Source organism: Sphingomonas sp. PAMC26645, assembly GCF_004795835.1.
Taxonomy (GTDB): Bacteria; Pseudomonadota; Alphaproteobacteria; order Sphingomonadales; family Sphingomonadaceae; genus Sphingomonas.
This window is the reverse complement of the sequence record NZ_CP039249.1, coordinates 1,045,677-1,062,410: the sequence shown is the minus strand read 5'-3', so window position 1 is coordinate 1,062,410 and position 16,734 is coordinate 1,045,677. Positions and strand designations below refer to the sequence as shown.

At 67.3% G+C, this 16,734-nt stretch carries 14 protein-coding genes; 6 read left to right on the top strand and 8 right to left on the bottom strand.

What is annotated here, in order from left to right; translation table 11 throughout:
- Nucleotides 1–64 precede the first annotated feature (64 nt).
- From E5673_RS05090 to E5673_RS05080, 3 genes are read left to right on the top strand one after another with little or no spacing between them, the layout of a single operon-like run.
- On the top strand, nt 65–2,119 hold the full coding sequence (locus E5673_RS05090; protein WP_136189186.1) for a carbon starvation CstA family protein: 2,055 nt from the start codon (nt 65–67) through the stop codon (nt 2,117–2,119).
- Complete coding sequence (locus E5673_RS05085) at nt 2,116–2,304, top strand: CstA-like transporter-associated (seleno)protein (protein ID WP_136189185.1); 189 nt, start codon at nt 2,116–2,118, stop codon at nt 2,302–2,304. The genes E5673_RS05090 and E5673_RS05085 overlap by 4 nt, the downstream gene beginning before the upstream one ends.
- Nucleotides 2,301–2,819: a biliverdin-producing heme oxygenase gene (locus tag E5673_RS05080; protein ID WP_136189184.1), complete on the top strand. Its 519-nt coding sequence runs from the start codon at nt 2,301–2,303 to the stop codon at nt 2,817–2,819. The genes E5673_RS05085 and E5673_RS05080 overlap by 4 nt, the downstream gene beginning before the upstream one ends.
- Nucleotides 2,820–2,821: 2 nt before the next feature.
- Here the strand turns inward: E5673_RS05080 and E5673_RS05075 are convergent, their stop codons facing one another.
- Both E5673_RS05075 and E5673_RS05070 read right to left on the bottom strand, forming a co-directional pair.
- Nucleotides 2,822–3,124 carry a polyhydroxyalkanoic acid system family protein gene (locus E5673_RS05075; protein ID WP_136189183.1) on the bottom strand — a complete coding sequence of 101 codons (303 nt, stop codon included), beginning with the start codon at nt 3,122–3,124 and terminating at the stop codon, nt 2,822–2,824.
- A gap of 9 nt (nt 3,125–3,133) precedes the next feature.
- Entirely contained in the window at nt 3,134–3,553 is a 420-nt protein-coding gene (locus E5673_RS05070) for a VOC family protein (protein WP_136189182.1), read from the bottom strand.
- A 347-nt stretch (nt 3,554–3,900) separates the two neighbouring features.
- Between E5673_RS05070 and lnt the strand changes: the two genes are divergently transcribed.
- Together lnt and metK are read left to right on the top strand one after the other, a co-directional pair.
- Complete coding sequence (gene lnt / locus E5673_RS05065; protein WP_136189181.1) at nt 3,901–5,433, top strand: apolipoprotein N-acyltransferase; 1,533 nt, start codon at nt 3,901–3,903, stop codon at nt 5,431–5,433.
- 58 nt (nt 5,434–5,491) lie between these two features.
- Nucleotides 5,492–6,709 carry a methionine adenosyltransferase gene (gene metK, locus E5673_RS05060; protein ID WP_136189180.1) on the top strand — a complete coding sequence of 406 codons (1,218 nt, stop codon included), beginning with the start codon at nt 5,492–5,494 and terminating at the stop codon, nt 6,707–6,709.
- 293 nt (nt 6,710–7,002) lie between these two features.
- Here metK and E5673_RS05055 read toward each other — a convergent pair whose 3' ends face one another.
- The 3 genes from E5673_RS05055 to E5673_RS05040 all read right to left on the bottom strand — a co-directional run bounded on the left by E5673_RS05055 (nt 7,003) and on the right by E5673_RS05040 (nt 10,079).
- The gene (locus tag E5673_RS05055; protein WP_136189179.1) at nt 7,003–8,079 is read right to left on the bottom strand and encodes an AI-2E family transporter; all 1,077 of its coding nucleotides are present in this window, start codon (nt 8,077–8,079) and stop codon (nt 7,003–7,005) included.
- A gap of 546 nt (nt 8,080–8,625) precedes the next feature.
- A complete protein-coding gene (locus tag E5673_RS05045) occupies nt 8,626–9,255 on the bottom strand; it encodes a phosphatase PAP2 family protein (RefSeq protein ID WP_136189178.1) in 630 nt (209 codons plus the stop codon).
- Nucleotides 9,255–10,079, bottom strand: coding sequence for a formate/nitrite transporter family protein (locus E5673_RS05040; RefSeq protein WP_136189177.1), 825 nt, complete (start codon nt 10,077–10,079; stop codon nt 9,255–9,257). The genes E5673_RS05045 and E5673_RS05040 overlap by 1 nt, the downstream gene beginning before the upstream one ends.
- A gap of 65 nt (nt 10,080–10,144) precedes the next feature.
- Between E5673_RS05040 and trmB the strand changes: the two genes are divergently transcribed.
- Nucleotides 10,145–10,825, top strand: coding sequence for a tRNA (guanosine(46)-N7)-methyltransferase TrmB (gene trmB, locus E5673_RS05035; protein WP_136189176.1), 681 nt, complete (start codon nt 10,145–10,147; stop codon nt 10,823–10,825).
- A gap of 22 nt (nt 10,826–10,847) precedes the next feature.
- Here the strand turns inward: trmB and E5673_RS05030 are convergent, their stop codons facing one another.
- Genes E5673_RS05030 through E5673_RS05020 form a run of 3 tightly spaced genes read right to left on the bottom strand, consistent with a single transcriptional unit; the run spans nt 10,848 to nt 16,630 of the window.
- Entirely contained in the window at nt 10,848–12,239 is a 1,392-nt protein-coding gene (locus E5673_RS05030; RefSeq protein ID WP_136191355.1) for an efflux transporter outer membrane subunit, read from the bottom strand.
- A 7-nt stretch (nt 12,240–12,246) separates the two neighbouring features.
- On the bottom strand, nt 12,247–13,434 hold the full coding sequence (locus E5673_RS05025; RefSeq protein ID WP_136189175.1) for an efflux RND transporter periplasmic adaptor subunit: 1,188 nt from the start codon (nt 13,432–13,434) through the stop codon (nt 12,247–12,249).
- Nucleotides 13,427–16,630 carry an efflux RND transporter permease subunit gene (locus tag E5673_RS05020; protein WP_136189174.1) on the bottom strand — a complete coding sequence of 1,068 codons (3,204 nt, stop codon included), beginning with the start codon at nt 16,628–16,630 and terminating at the stop codon, nt 13,427–13,429. Before E5673_RS05020 ends, E5673_RS05025 begins: the two co-directional genes overlap by 8 nt.
- Between the last annotated feature and the right edge of the window lie 104 nt (nt 16,631–16,734).

Genomic DNA, 16,734 nt, shown 5'->3' with positions numbered 1-16,734 from the left:
GGCTAGCGCTCCCCGCCCGAATACGCGATGCCGCGCAAACGGACCGCACGGGAGGGCGAACGCTATGACTTTACGCGAGAAGATCGGTTGGGGCGCACTTGCCTTGCTCGCGGCCTGCGCGCTCGCGGTCGTCGCGTTCGAGCGGGGCGAGCATGTCAACGCGCTGTGGATCGTGACCGCCGCCGTCTCCGTCCAGCTAATCGCGTACCGCTTCTACGCGCGCTATATCGCGCGGCATGTGATGCAGCTCGACCCGAGCCGGCCCACGCCAGCGCTCCGCCGCGCCGATGGCCTCGATTACGTCGCGACCGACCGCAACGTCCTGTTCGGTCACCATTTCGCGGCGATCGCCGGTGCAGGCCCGCTCGTCGGCCCGGTGCTCGCCGCGCAGATGGGCTATCTCCCCGGCACGCTCTGGATCCTCGCCGGCGTCGTGCTCGCGGGGGCGGTGCAGGACTTCATGATCCTGTTCATCTCGATGCGGCGTGACGGGCGGTCGCTCGGCGAGCTGATCCGCATGGAGATGGGCGCGATCCCCGGCGTGATCGCGCTGATCGGTGCGTTCGCGATCATGGTCATCATCCTCGCCGTGCTCGCGCTGATCGTGGTGCGGGCGCTCGCGGGTAGCCCATGGGGGCTGTTTACCGTCGCCGCGACGATCCCGCTGGCGTTCCTGATGGGCATCTACACGCGCTGGGTCCGGCCCGGTAAGGTCGGCGAAGTCTCAGTGCTGGGCGTCATCGGGCTGCTTGCCGCGATCGTCTATGGCGGCACCGTCGCCGCCTCGCCGACGCTTGCACCGCTGTTCACGCTGACCCCGGTGCAGCTCTGCGTGCTGATGGTCGGCTATGGCGCGGTCGCCTCCGTCCTGCCCGTGTGGCTGCTGCTCGCGCCGCGCGATTACCTGTCGACCTTCCTCAAAATCGGCGCGATCGTCGCGCTGGCGATCGGTATCGCGGTCGTCGCGCCACCGCTGCGGATGCCCGCGCTGACCCCGTTCATCGACGGCAGCGGCCCGGTCTGGTCGGGCGGGCTGTTCCCGTTCCTGTTCATCACGATCGCATGCGGCGCGGTGTCGGGCTTCCACGCGTTGATCGCCAGCGGCACGACGCCCAAGCTGATCGCCAGCGAGGGCGACGCGCAGTTTATCGGCTACGGCGCGATGCTGATGGAGAGCTTCGTCGCGATCATGGCGCTGGTCGGCGCGTCGATCCTCGATCCCGGCGTGTATTTCGCAATGAACAGCCCGGCGGCGGTGGTCGGCACCGACTTCGCCTCCGCCGCGACCGCGGTGACGGCGATGGGCTTCCCGATCACGCCGGAGCTGCTCGCGCAGACCGCGAAGGACGTCGGCGAGACCACGATCGTCAGCCGCACGGGCGGCGCGCCGACGCTGGCGGTGGCGATGTCGGAGATCTTCAGCCACCTTGTCGGCGGGCAGGCGATGAAGGCGTTCTGGTATCACTTCGCGATCCTGTTCGAGGCGCTGTTCATCCTCACCGCGGTCGATGCGGGGACGCGTGCCGGGCGGTTCATGTTGCAGGATTTGATCGGGCTCGCGGTGCCGTCGTTCCGCAATGCCTCGGCGATCGTGCCGGGGCTGATCGCGACTGCGCTGTGCGTGATCGCGTGGGGGTTCTTCCTGTACCAGGGCGTCACCGATCCGCTTGGCGGGGTGAACACGCTGTGGCCGCTGTTCGGGATCTCGAACCAGATGCTCGCGGCGGTCGCGCTGGTGCTGGCGACGGTGGTGCTGTTCCGGATGAAGCGGCAGCGGTACGCGTGGGTGACGATCTTGCCCGCGGCGTGGCTGTGCCTGTGCACGATCACCGCCGGGCTGATGAAGCTCTTCGCGAGCGATCCCAAGGTCGGCTTCCTCGCGCATGCGTCGAAGTTCGCGGATGCGGCGGCGCGGGGCGAACTGCTTGCGCCGGCCAAGACGATGGCGGAGATGCAGCGGATCGTGCTCAACGACCGGATCGACGCCGGGCTTTGCGCGCTGTTCCTGGCGGTGGTGTTGTCGATCGTGTTCTTCGGCATCCGTACCTGTCTGGCGGCGCTGAAGATCGACCGGCCGACGGTGACCGAAGTCCCGCCGCAGCTGGTGGCCGCGGAATGATCCGTGCGCTCTATGCAAAGGTGCGCGAGACCGCGTTGCTGATGGTCGGCGTGCCGTCCTACGCCGCGTATCGCCAGCACATGGCCGAGCGGCATCCGGATCACCCGCCGATGGACGAGCGCGCGTTCTTCCGCGATCGGCAGGAGGCTCGGTACGGCAGCAAGGGCGGGGGACGCTGCTGTTGACCGATGTGGTTTCCACCGTTGCGCGACTGCGGAGCGCGACGGCGAGCGATCACGACGCGGTCGATGCCGGGTTCGGACGCTACGACCTGACCGATGCGGATGATTATCGCGCGTTCCTGATCGCGCATGCCAGGGCTTTGCCGGCGGTCGAGGCGTGGCTTGCCGCTATTCCGGGGCTGGCGGCGGTTCGGTCGCGGAGGGCGGCGCTGGCCGAGGATCTTGCCGCGTTGGGTGAGGACATGCCCGCGCCGATGGCATTCGACGTCCCGGCGAGCACGGCCGCCGGTTGGGGCGCGATGTATGTGGTCGAGGGCTCCCGGCTCGGCGGCATCATGCTGTCGCGCTCGGTACCCGACGGGATGCCCTTGGCGTATCTCGGTGCGAAACATCTGTCGGGCGAGTGGCGCGCGTTGCTCGCCGCAATCGACGGGGAGACCGCCGACGAAGCCTGGGTCGAGCAGGCCATCGTCGGCGCAAAGGCGGCGTTCGAGCTGTATCGACGCGCGCCGGCCTGATCTCAGCGCAGGAGTTTGGGCGCTTCCTTGCGGATCATGTCCTGCACCTTGCCTGCGAACAGGCCGAGGATGCCGGGCAGGTCGACGACCGCGTGGACATTGGTCTCGAACACGGTGACCGCGCTGGCGATCGTCTGTCCCATTGCCTGGACGGTGAAATGCAACGTGTCGCCCTCCCAGCGCTGCTCAGTCACCGACCCGCCGGGGATCTTGTCGCTGATCTTGCCGATCCCCCCGTCGAGCCGCGCGCGGACCGCGGTCTTGCCGAGCTGATGAGGGACGTCGACGGTGATGGGAGTGCCCATGTCTATTCCTTAAGTCGCGAAAATCATGTCGTCGTTGGCGAACGCCTTGAACTCGAGTGCGTTGCCGCTGGGATCGAGAAAGAACATCGTCGCCTGCTCGCCGGGCTCGCCCTTGAAGCGGATGTACGGCGCTATCCCGAACTGGACGCCGGCGGCGGTGACGCGTTCGGACAGCGCGGTCCAGTCGTCCATCGTCAGGACGACGCCGAAATGGGGGACCGGGACGGCGTGGCCGTCGACTGCGTTCTCGACCGCGACGGGTTTGGCGGTGGGGTCGAGATGTGCGACGATCTGGTGGCCGAACAGGTCGAAATCGATCCACTGGTCGCTGGAGCGTCCTTCGCGGCAGCCGAGGGTGGCGCCGTAGAAGGTGCGTGCGGCGGTGAGGTCGTGGACCGGGAAGGCGAGGTGGAAGGGGCGTAGGGTCATTCGGGGAAGATAGGTCGGGCGATCCGGTTCGTCACCCTTGGGTTTTTGCGCTTTGCCTGCGGTACGTGGGACAGCCCTTCCTTGTTCTCCCGCGAAGGCGGGAGCCCAGACTGGGCTCCCGCCTTCGCGGGAGAACAAACTTTGATACGAGGGCCCTACCCAACACGGCCCCACCCCGGCGAAGGCCGGGGCCCAGTTGGGGGACGTCGCTGACGAAGGTCCGCGCTCCGTTATTATCACCTTTCCACCTGGGCCCCGGCCTTCGCCGGGGTGGCGCCAGGTAGGGTTCAAGGCCCCAACGAGGCTAAGACATTGCCCGGCCCCTTCCGCCACGCCATAGCGCGAGCGTGAACCGTTACCCTGCCCTCGCCTGCCTCGTCCTCGGTGCGCTTGCCGCGACCGGGTTCGCTCCACTCGATCTCTGGCCGCTGACGCTGATCGCGTTCGCGCTCTGGATGAAGAACGTCCACGACGCGCCGACCCTGCGCGGGGCGCTGTGGCGCGGGTGGGTGTTCGGGTTTGGGCATTTTACCGTGAACAACAACTGGTTCCAGCACGCGTTCGACTTCCAGGACGCGATGCCGCCGGTGCTCGGGTACTTCGCGGCGGTCGGTCTCGCGCTGTATCTGGCGGTGTTCCCGATGCTTGCAGGAGGCTTGGCTTGGCGGATCGCACGACGGCCCGGCACCCCCGATGCGACGTTCGTGTTCGTCTTCGCCGCGGCCTGGATCGCGACCGAGTGGCTGCGCGCGACGCTGTTCACCGGCTATGCGTGGGATCCGCTGAGCGTCGTCTGGCTCCCCGCGATCGGTGTCGCGCGGCTGTCCGCCTGGATCGGCACCTATGCGCTGTCGGGTGTGACGATCCTTGCCGCGGGCGCACTGTTGATGCTTGCGGTACGCCGTTGGACACTGCCAGCCGTCGCCCTTCCAGCGTTCGGCCTCGCAGCACTGTCCGCGCTCTGGACGAATGCACCGCCGCCCGCTCCCGGCACGCCTCTGGTCCGCGTGGTCCAACCCGACATTGGCCAGGAAGACCGCAGCGAGACCGATGGCGAGCGCGTCCTTACCGCGCTCGAAAAGCTGTCTGGCCAAGGTGGCGCCACCCCACGCCTCGTCGTCTGGCCGGAGGGCGTCGTCCGCGATTACGTCGAGGATGGCTACCCGTTCTACGCCTATGGCTGGTCGAGCCCGCTCTACCTCCGCCGCCGCATGGCACGATTGCTGGGTCCAGAGGACATCCTGCTGATCGGCGGCACTGCGCTCGAGTTCAACGCCAAGGATCAGATCTCGGGCGCGGCGAACTCGGTATTCGCGCTCGACGCACAAGCGCGGTTGCGCGGCCGCTACGACAAGGCGCACCTCGTGCCGTATGGCGAATATCTGCCGATGCCGTGGCTGCTGAAGCCGCTCGGGCTTGCGCGGCTCGTCCCCGGCGACATCGACTTCACCTCGGGCAAGGGCCCTGCGAACCTGACGCTGCCGGGCTTCGGTTCGATCGGGATGCAGATCTGCTACGAGATCATCTTCTCGGGCGAGGTCGTGGATCGCGCGCATCGTCCGCGCATCCTTTTCAATCCCTCGAACGACGCGTGGTTCGGCAAATGGGGTCCGCCGCAGCATCTCGCCCAGGCCCGGATGCGCGCGATCGAGGAAGGGCTGCCGATCCTTCGCGCCACGCCGACCGGTATTTCCGCGATCATCGCTGCCGATGGTCGCCTCGTCGCGACCGTCCCGCACGAGACCGCCGGTGCGATCGAGCAGCCAATGCCGTCCGCGCTGCCTCCCACGCTGTTCTCGCGCGTCGGCAACGCGATGGCGGCGATCGTCGCCATACTCATGCTCGTCACTGCGGTTGCCCTGCGCCGTCGCCAGCGCTAGGGTCATATAAAGCTTTCCTTATATGACGCTCGCTTCAGAGCATGGCAAAGAGGCCCGCATGCGCAAGTCTTTCCTCTTCACTTCCGAATCGGTCTCCGAAGGCCATCCCGACAAGGTCGCCGACCAGATCAGCGACACGATCGTCGACCTGTTCCTCGCCAAGGACCCGCAGGCGCGGATCGCCTGCGAGACGCTGACGACCACGCAGCTCGTCGTCCTCGCCGGTGAAATCCGCGGCAAGGGCATCTACGAGAACGACCAGTGGGCCGACGGCGTGCTCGAAGAGATCGAGGCGGCGGTGCGCAACACCGTCAAGGAAATCGGCTACGCGCAGTCGGGTTTCCACTGGGAGACGTTCCGCTTCGAGAACAACCTCCACGGCCAGTCCGCGCACATCGCGATGGGCGTCGACGAGAGCGGCAACAAGGACGAGGGCGCCGGCGACCAGGGCATCATGTTCGGTTACGCGACCGACGAGACCCCAGGCCTGATGCCCGCGACGCTGTATTACAGCCACAAGATCCTCGCCAAGATGGCCGAAGATCGCCACTCGGGTGCCGCGCCGTTCCTCGAGCCCGACGCGAAGAGCCAGGTCACGCTGTCGTACGAGAACGAAGTGCCGGTCGGCGCGACTGCGTTGGTCGTCTCGACGCAGCACGCGCCGGGCTATTGCGAGAAGGGCGACAACGCCGATCCCGCCAAGTACGCCGTGCTGCGCGATTACGTCATGGGCGTGTTCAAGGACGTGCTGCCCGACGGTTTCATCACCGACGAGACCGCGATCTATATCAACCCGACCGGCCAGTTCGAAATCGGTGGCCCTGACGGCGACGCCGGCGTGACCGGGCGCAAGATCATCGTTGACACGTACGGCGGCGCTGCGCCTCATGGCGGCGGCGCGTTCTCGGGTAAGGATCCGACGAAGGTCGATCGTTCGGCGGCTTATGTGGCACGGTATCTGGCGAAGAACGTCGTCGCTGCGGGCCTCGCGCGTCGCTGCACGATCCAGCTCAGCTATGCGATCGGGATTGCCGAGCCGCTGTCGGTGTATGTCGACACGCATGGCACGGGCACCGTCGAGGAGGCCAAGCTCGAGGCGGTCCTGCCGAAGCTTGTTCGCCTGACGCCGAAGGGCATTCGTGAGCACCTCAAGCTCAACGCGCCGATCTACAAGAAGACTGCGGCGTACGGGCACTTTGGTCGCGAGCCTGAGGGTGACACGTTCACCTGGGAGAAGACCGACCTGGTCGATGCGCTGAAGGCTGCCGTCGCCTGATCGCGACGCCTTTGGGGTTACGAAAAAGCCTCCCGCGGATCGGTCCGCGGGAGGCTTTTTATTGTTTCGAGCGTCCAGTCCCTCTCTCCGCCGGGGAGAGGGAGGGAGGAGCCGCTTGGCGACGGAAGGGTGAGGGGTTTTGGAGGAGAGAGTCCGAGCCTCACTCCCCCTCACCCTTCCACCGGCTTCGCCGTGCGGGCCCCTCCCTCTTCCCGAGGGGAGAGGGTTATCGAGGACAAGGCGCGTTCCACTCGCCAACTGTCCTTCGTAAGCTGCTTCGACAGGCTCAGCAGCTACTCGGGACGAACGGGGGAAACTTGAGCATGCCGCTGCTCGGTGAGGATCTGCCATGCGGTCAGGAACAGCGCCGCCACCAGCGGGCCAACGACGATACCGCTCAGCCCGACAACCTCGATCCCGCCCAGCGTCGTGACCAGCACGATATAATCCGGAATCCCCGTGTCACGCCCGACCAGGATAGGCCGGAGGATATTGTCGGCCAGACCGATCACTACCACGCCCGAGACGATCACGACCACGCCCTGCCAGATCGCGCCCGTCGCCAGCAGGTACACTGCAACCGGCACCCACACGATCGCAGGCCCGAGCGCAGGCAGCAGCGACGTGAGCGCCATCAGCAGGCCCCAGAGCAGGGCTGCCGGTACGCCGACGATCCAGAAGGTCAGGCCCCCGAGCGCACCCTGGACGAGCCCGACGATTACCGATCCCTTGATCGTCGCGCGCACCACCGCGACGAACTTGTCGACGAGCTTCACCGCCACCGAATGCTCGAACGGCAGCGCTCGGCGGATCGCAGGGCCGACCTTGTCGCCGTCGCGGAGCAGGAAGAACGTCACGTACAGCCCGACACCGAACGACAGCAGGAATGAAGCCGCATTGCGCCCGATCGACAAGGCCTGGCCGGCGATCGAGCGGACGCTGTTGCCGAGGATGGTCGACACACGCGACTGTGCCTGTTCGAAGCTGTTGAGCCCGGCCTTGTCGAGCGCACCCTGGATCCGGTTCGGCAGCGCGTCGTGGATCTGCTGGAAATACGCGCCGAAGTTGATCTGGCCGCTCTGCAGCTTGGCGTAGACCGAGGCGGACTGGTCGATCATCAGGCTGCCGATGAACAGCGTCGGCACGATCACCGCGACGAAGATGATCAGCAGCGTCAGTGCCGCCGCTAGGTTGCGGCGGTCGGGCCAGCGCTTGAGCAGCCACTGGTACAGCGACTGGAACAGGATCGCCGCCAGCGCACTCCACAACAGCGCCGCCGCGAATGACGACACGACCACGCACAACGCGATCGTGATCGCCACCAGGAAGGTGATGAAGCCCCCCGTTTCCAGTCGACGCCTGTCGATCATTGCCGTGTCCCCTGTCGTCGTATTGGCCGGTCGAGCCGGTTCGTTTCAGAACGTCAAAACCGCCCCCCGGTGTGTACCGGAAGGCGGCCAAGACGCCGGCGCTGGTGTGCGCCTACAAGATCAGCGGAGCTTTTCGCTGCCGTTGACCAGTGCGTCCTTCTGCGCCTGCGGCATCGCCTGCGCGTTCACGTCCGCATCGTCGATCGCGTCCGACTGGCGGTCGCCGTCCTTGCGGACTGCCTTCGCCTGGTCCTCGAGATTGTCGGCGGTCGCTTCGAGCGCGTCGGCACGGTTGTCCGCGGCCTTCTCGACTTAGCTGCCGAGCTTGTCATCGCCCTTGCCGCCGCAGGCTGCGAGCGAGACGGCCATGGCGGCGAGCGTGACGGCGATGGAAAGCTTCTTCATGGGGATAGTCCGTTCTGGTTACGATGCGGTGGCAACCGTCACGCGGGCGTAACGGTTCCGCTATCCCCTTGCCGATCCTTACAAATATAGATTTCGCCGCAATCTGTGGTCAACGGGTAACACTCGGTCGCGTCGAACCATTCAGGCCTTGGCATGCTCGATCAACACCGGCGCCTTGTTCGCCACGGCCGTCTCGACCGCGGGCGCGACTCGGTCGAACACCGCGCTGACGAGCGCTTCGGCGATCCAGCCGACCGCGGCGCCGACGACGAGATCGGAGAGGTAATGCTTCCCGTTCACGGGTTGCGCCGCCGCGACCGCGCCGGAGATCAAAGCGGCCGGACCGCCAGCGCCCGTGATATCGCGTGACGCGGCACGTGCGACCGCAACCGCACCCGCGGTGTGGCCAGACGGGAACGAGGTCTGCTCGTGATCGTCGCTCTTGCCGGGCTCGAATCGCGCCTTGCCGTCCTCGATCGCCTTTTCGGGGCGGGTGCGGTCGACTGACGCCTTGATCGCGGACTTGACGAAGGTCGCCGCCGCATGCGCCGCCAGCATCCGCACGCCGCCACGGATCACGTCTGGCCTGCGCGCGATCAGGCCGATCACGACCGTGCCGATCGACGTCGCCACAAGCTGCGGCTGGTCGCCGATCTCGGCGAGGAACCCGGTCGCCTTGACCAGCGGCTCGTCGCGGTGCTCGGCAGCCTTGTGCGTCGCCTTGCGGTCCGCCTTTTCGACGGCCTTTGCGGCGTCCTTGGTCTTGCCCATCAGTTTTCGCCCTGTCCGTCCATTTCACCGCGCACCTGTGCATGCGCGAGCAAGGCGAACAACCCCGCACCGCCCAGCAAGTTGCCGAGGATCGCCGGCATCATCAGGCCGCCAAGCGCCTCGGCGACGCCGACCTTACCCGAAAACACCAGCAGCCACGCCTCCACCGATCCGACGATCGAATGGCTGAACGCGGCGATCGCGACGACATAGGTGATCGCGACGATCACGAGGAACGACTGTTCACGCGCATTCGGCAGCGACCAGGCGAGGATCGCGATCATGAATCCGGCCGGGATCGCATTGACGAACGTCGCACCCGGCGAAAGTTCGGTGATCGCCATCGACACCTCGATCATCGCGGTACGAAGCTCGCTGCCGCCGAGCAGGCCCGCGGCGATCATCCCGCCGGCCAGCGCCGTCCCGATGAGGTTGGCGCCCAGCACCACGCTCCAGAGCCGCAAGGTGCGCCGCAATGCCCAGCCCGACGGCTTCGTCACCAGCGGCAGCATCGCGGTGATCGTGCTCTCGGTAAACAACTGCATCCGCCCGAGGATGACGACCAGGAACCCGATCGGATAGCCAAGCGAGACGATGATCGTCCGCCACGGCGTATCCGGCAGCGCGTGGTGCAGCGCGCCTTCCGCGATCAGCGAACTGGCGATCGCCATGCCCGCGGCCAGCCCGGAGAAGAACAGCGACGATACCGGACGATCGAGTTCTTCCTCGCCCTCCTCGCGGACCGCCTTGTGCAGGTCCTGCGCATCGGCGGCCTTGAGATCCTCGACGTCTTCGCCGGGCGGATTGGAAGCGTTATCGACCACTACGAGAGTGCAACGGTCCGCGTCGCGCTTTGCTCCGGCGCAATCGCCCGCTAGAGCGCGCGGCGATGAACGATCCTTCTGTTATCCGCCGCCTCTATGGCCGTCGCCAGGGCCACAAGCTGCGCCTCGGCCAAGCCGCGCTCGTCGAGGAAACGCTCGCCGACCTGTCGGTGCCCGAGGAAGGACCGATCGATGCGATGACTTTGTTCGGCGACAACCGCCCGCTCCACGTCGAGATCGGCTTCGGCGCAGGCGAGCATCTGGCGGGACAGGCCGCGATGAACCCCGACGTCGGCTTCATCGGCTGCGAGCCGTTCCTCAACGGCGTCGTCGGCGCACTTGCGCACATCCGCGACGGCGAGCTGACCAACGTCCGGTTGCACATGGGCGATGCGCTGGAGGTGATCGAGCGCCTGCCCGACGCGAGCCTCGACCGGCTGTACCTGCTGCATCCCGATCCCTGGCGGAAGGCGCGCCATGCCAAGCGCCGCATGGTCAACCACGGCCCGCTCGACACGATCGCCGCCAAGCTCAAGCCCGGCGCGGAATTCCGGCTCGGCACCGACGATCCGACCTATTGCCGCTGGTCGATGATGATCATGAACGCGCGGCGCGATTTCGAATGGCAGGCGAAGACCCCGCACGACTTCCTGACCCGCCCCGACGACTGGCCCGAGACGCGGTACGAGCGGAAAGCGCGGCGGCAGGGCCACGAGGTCTGGTATTATCGCTACCTGCGGGTCTGACCCCGCGGCGGCGATCCGGCAGTCAGGTCGTGACGCCGCCGCCGATCGCGCGGACGGTGTCGACCGCGATCTGTAGCCGCGTGCTCTGCACTTCGAGCAACAGGCGTTGCGCGTCGAGCGCCGCGGTCTGTGCGGTCACCACGTCGAGATAGTCGGACGCGCCGTCGCGGTAGCGGATGAGCGCAAGGTCGCGCGTGCGCTCGGCGGCGCGGGTCGCGGCCAGCTGATCGCGTTCTTGATCCACCAGTGCGCGCGAACGGGCGAGGTCGTCCTCGACTTCGCGGAAGGCGGTGAGAACGGTCGAGCGGTAGGACGCCGCCGCCTCGTCATATTGCGCGCGACTGATGCGCACGCGCGCCCGCCGTGCACCGCCGTCGAAGATCGCGAGCGCGGCGGACAGTGGCCCGAGTGCCCAGAAGCTGTTCGAGGCGCGGAGGATGTTGCCGTTGCCCGCCTCGAACCCGCTCGACCCGCCGAGCGTGAGCGACGGGTATTGTGCCGCGCGGGCCACGCCAATCTGGGAATTGGCGGCGGCGATCCGGCGCTCGGCCGCGACGATGTCGGGGCGGCGTTGCAACAGTGTCGACGGTACGCCGACGGGGATGGCGGGCGGACGCTGCAACGTGTCCGCAACGGGGATCGCGAAGGTCGAGGGGGTCTCGCCGACCAGCGCGGCGATCGCGTGCTCGAACGCCGCACGCGCACCCGCAACCGCCGACAGTTCCGCGCGTGCGCTCGACAGCAACGCGGCCGAGCGGCTGACGTCGATTCCCGAGGCTATGCCGCCGGTATGACGCGTGTCGGTCAGGTCGTAGGCGCGCTGGAACGCCGCGACGGTCTGGCGCAGCAACACCGTACGCGCATCGAGACCGCGCATCTGGAAATAGGAATCCGCGAGCGACGCCTGGAGCCCGAGACGGACCGCGACCACATCCTGCGCGCTGGCCTGCGCCGAGGCGGCATCGGCGCGGACCGAATTGCGGACGCGGCCGAACAGGTCGATCTCGTACGCCAGCGACGCGCCGACCGAGAGATTGTTGTACGTCGCGGCGTTACCCGGCGAGAGCGGCCGGCCGGCGGATACGCGCGAACGGCCGCCGTCGGCCCCTACCGATATCGACGGCAGTAGCGCGGCACGGGACTCGCCGAGCAGACCGCGCGCCTGGTCGTAGCGTGCCACGGCGGCGGCGAGATCGGGATTGCCCGCCTCGATCCGCGCTTCGAGTGCGGTCAGCGTCGGATCGTCGAACGCGGTCCACCACGCGGCGGGGAGCGACGTGTCGGTGGCGGCTGGCTGCCAGGGCCCCTGCCCTTGCGGTCCTAGTTCCTTGTACGCCGCCGCAGCCGGGCTCGGCGGGATGCTGTACGGCGGTGCGAGCGAGCACCCGGCCAGGCTTGCCGCCGCCGCCGCCATACCCAGCCTAGCGCTTCGCACGGGCGGGTCCTGTCGAAGGCGCGATACGGACCGGGTCGCCGGTCTGGAGCGAGTCCGGCGGGCTGTCGATCACGCGGTCGCCGGCGGTGAGGCCTGCGCTGATCGCGACGCTGTCGCCATCGTCGCGGCCGATCGTGATCGTCTTGAGATGCGCCTTGCCGTCGCTGCCGACGACCGCGACCTGCGTGCCCTTCGCGCCGATCACCAGCGCGCTCGACGGCAGCCGTACGCCGGTGCCGCCCGCACCGACCGGGAACTTGACCTGCGCATAGGCGCCCGGTTTCAGCGCGCGATCGGTGTTCGCCGCCTGCAACTCGACCAGAACGGTGCCCGACTGCGGATCGACCGCGTCGGCGCTACGGGTCAGCGTCACGTCGAAGGCGCGTCCCGGATATTCGGGCACGGTCAGCGTCGCGTGGATCCCCTGCCGGGTCTGCCCCGAATATGCCTGTGGCACGCGGACATAGATGCGCATTCGGTTCACGTCGGCGATCGTGAACAGCGGGGTGGACGCGGCCGTCCCTGCGGTCACCAGTGCGCCGACCTGAGTCGAGCGGCTTGTAACGACGCCCGAGAACGGCGCGGTCAGGCGGGTGAAGCCCTGCAACGCACCGAGCCGGCGGACGTTGGCCGACGCCGCGTTGGCGATCGCGGACTTCGCAGCGAGGTCGCCGATCTTCTCGTCGGTCTCCTGCTTCGACACCGCATCCTTGGCGAGCAGATCGCGCCAGCGCGTCGCGGTCGAGGCGGCGAGCGAGCGGTTCGCGCGCGCGGTCTGGAGATCGGCCTGTGCGGCGGCGACCTGCTGGTCGACTTCTGGCGCGTCAAGAATGGCCAGTGCCTGGCCGGCGCGGACCGGATCGCCGATGTCGACGAACCATTTGCGGATATAGCCCGTGGTCCGCGCGTAGATCGCGGCGCTGTTATACGCCTGGACGTTGCCCGGCAGCGTCAGCGCATCGCTCGCGCCCTCGGCGGTCGGGCGGATCACGGTGACGATCGGCGTCGACTGTGCGGTCGTCCATGTCGCCAACTGCGAGTCCGAGCGGTGCCGCGTGAAGATGCCGAACGCCACCAGCGCCAGCGCGATCACCGCCGCGACGATGCCGATTTTCTTCAGCGACCCGCGCTGCGGTTCGGTGGCGACGGGATCCGAATGAACGATCTCAGACATGCGCTTCCTCTAAAATCTCGTCGCGGCGGGCTTTGGCGGCGGCGCGCTCTGCGTCCTTGCGGTGCACGAGGCTGAAGATCACCGGCACGAACATCAGCGTGGCGAACGTCGCGACGATCAGCCCGCCGATCACCGCACGGCCGAGCGGCGCGTTCTGCTCGCCGCCCTCGCCGAAGCCCAGCGCCATCGGCAACATGCCGATGATCATCGCGAGCGCGGTCATCAGCACCGGGCGGAAACGAGTCATCCCCGCCTCCATCGCCGCCTTGTGCGAGTCCCCAAGTTCGGCGAGCCGCTCGCGCGCGAAACTCACCACCAGGATCGCGTTGGCGGTCGCGACGCCCATGCACATGATCGCGCCGGTCAGCGCCGGAACGGACAAGGGCGTGCCGGTCAGGAACAGGATCCAGACGATGCCGGCGATCGCACCGGGCAACGCCGTGATGATGACGAACGGATCGAGCCAGCTCTGGAAGTTCACGACGATCAGCAGGTAGATCAGCACGATCGCGCCGATCAGCCCGAAGAAGAGGCCTGAGAACGCGCTGTTCATCGTCGCATACTGGCCGCGCAGTGCGACCGTCGTGCCCTTCGGCGCTGAGGCCTTCGCATCCGCCAACACGCGCTTGATGTCGCCCGCCACCGCGCCGAGATCGCGGCCGTTGGGGGTCGCGTAGATGTCGATCGCCTGCGCGATGTTGTAGTGCGAGACGACCGCGGGGGAGGTGCCGCGGACGACGGTGGAAAGCCCGCCGAGCACCTGCGACGTGCCGCCTGCATTGGTGCCGGTGACGGGGATGTTCGACAGGTCGCTCATCGATCCGACGCGGTATTCGGGGGTCTGCGCGACGACGCTGTACGACACGCCGTTCTCCGGGTTGAGGTAATAGACCGGCGCGGTCTGGATCGTGCCGGCGAGTGACGATCCGACACTGGCGGTGACGTCGCGCTCGGTCAGCCCGAGTTGGCCGATCCGGCTGCGATCGATGTTGACGCGCAGTTCCGGGTAGCGCGCCGATTGCTGGATGCGCGCATCGGCAACGCCCGGGATCGCCGCGATTTTCCGCAGCAAAGTCCGGGCATAGGCGTAGTTGCCCGCCGCATCCTTGCCGGTGATCTGAACGTCGATCGGCGCGGGCGCACCGAAGTTCAGGATCTGGCTGGTGATGTCCGCGGGCAGGAACGAGAAGGTCGCGCCGGGGAACGCACCCGGCAGCGTCTCGCGCAGCTTGCGCACGTAATCGGCGGTCGGCGCATGCTCGTGCGCGAGCTGGATCAGGATGTCGCCGTCCTGCGGGCCGATCGTGCCCGAATTGTTGTAGGTCGCGTTGATCGAGCTGACCGGCAGGCCGATGTTGTCGACTACCGAGACGAGTTCGTTGGCGGGAATGATCTGGCGGACGCGCCGCGCGATCCGGTCGAACTGGGCCGACGTGCTCTCGATCCGGCTGCCGATCGGCGCGCGGACGTGCATCGTGATCTGGCCCGCATCGACCGCGGGGAAGAAGTTCTGGCCAAGGAACGGGATCAGCAGCATCGACAGCGCGACCACCGCGAGGAAGCCGAGCAGGAACGGCTTTCCGGTCGCCAGCGCACGTTCCAGCAACCGGCCATAACCGCCACGGAACCGCTCGAACCGTGCCTCGAACCCGCGCTGGAACCGGACCAGCGGATTGCGCGAGGTCGGCGTGCCCGCGGCGTGAACGTCGCCTGCATGCGGCTTGAGCAGGTACATCGCCATCGTCGGCACCAGCGTCCGCGAGAGCACGAACGACGCGATCATCGCGAACACCACCGACAGCGCGAGCGGCACGAACAGGAAGCCCGCGACGCCCGGCAGGAAGAACATCGGCACGAACACGATGCAGATGCACAGCAGCGACACGAACGCCGGGGTGACGATCTGCGCGGCGCCGTCGAGGATCGCCTGGCGGACGCTCTTGCCCTGCTCCAGATGCCAGTTGATGTTCTCGATCGTCACCGTGGCATCGTCGACCAGGATGCCGACCGCCAGGCTGAGGCCGCCTAGCGTCATGACGTTCAGCGTCTGCCCAGTCGCCGACAGCGCGATGATCGCGGCGAGGATCGCGAGCGGGATCGAAATCGCGATGATGACGGTCGATCGCCACGATCCGAGGAACAGCAGGATCATCAGGCTGGTCAGTGCGGCGGCGATCGCGCCTTCCTTGACGACGCCCTCGACCGCGGCCTTCACAAACAGCGACTGGTCGCCGATCGGCACGATCTTGAGGCTGTCGGGCAAGGTCGCCTGGATCGCCGGCAGCGCATCCTTGATCCCCTGGACGATCGCCAGCGTCGAGGTCGATCCGTTCTTCAGGATCGTCATCACCACCGACCGCGACCCGTCGACATGCACCACGTTGGTCTGCGGTGCGCTGCCGTCGCGGACATGCGCCACGTCGCGCATGTAGATCGTCGCGCCGTTGACGACCTTCACCGGCAGGTTGTTCAGCTCGTCGATCGAGCCCGGCGCGTTGTTGAGGCGGACATTATACTGAAACCCGCCGATCTTCGCGAAGCCGGCCGGGTTGATCTGGTTCTGCGCTGCGATCGCGAGGCCCACGTCCTGCGCGGACAGGCCCTTCGATTGCAGCGCCTGCGGATCGAGATCGATCTGCACCTGACGCTGGCGCCCGCCCGACGGATACGGGATCGCCGCGCCCGGCACGGTGACGAGACCCGGGCGGATCTGGTTCACCGCAGTGTCGAACAGCTTGCCCTCGGACAGCCCGACGCCCGACAGCGCAAGCTGCAGGATCGGCACGGTCGAGGCGCTGTAGTTGAGGATCAGCGGCGGGGTGACGCCCGGCGGCAACTGGCGGAGCACGGTCTGCGACACCGACGTGACCTGCGCGGTGGCGGTGCGGATGTCGGCGCCCGGTTGGAAATAGATCTTCACGACGCCGATGCCGGGCATCGACTGGCTCTCGATATGGTCGATGTCGTTGACGGTGGTCGACAGCACCCGCTCGTACGGGGTGATGATGCGCCCCGCCATGTCGTCGGGCGACAGGCCCTGATACGTCCAGGCGGCCGCGATCACCGGCACCTTGATGTCCGGAAAGATGTCGACCGGGGTCCGCACGGCCGCCAGCACGCCGACGACCGCGACCAGGATGGCCATGACGATGAAGGTGAGCGGGCGCGATAGGGCGACCCTGACGATACCGATCACGGAGAGACTCCAATCCGAACGCGGCACGACTGGTGGCGACTCCCGGAGCCGCCAGACCTGCCCGACGATTCCCCTTTGCGGCAGCGCAGCAGGGAAATGCAAGG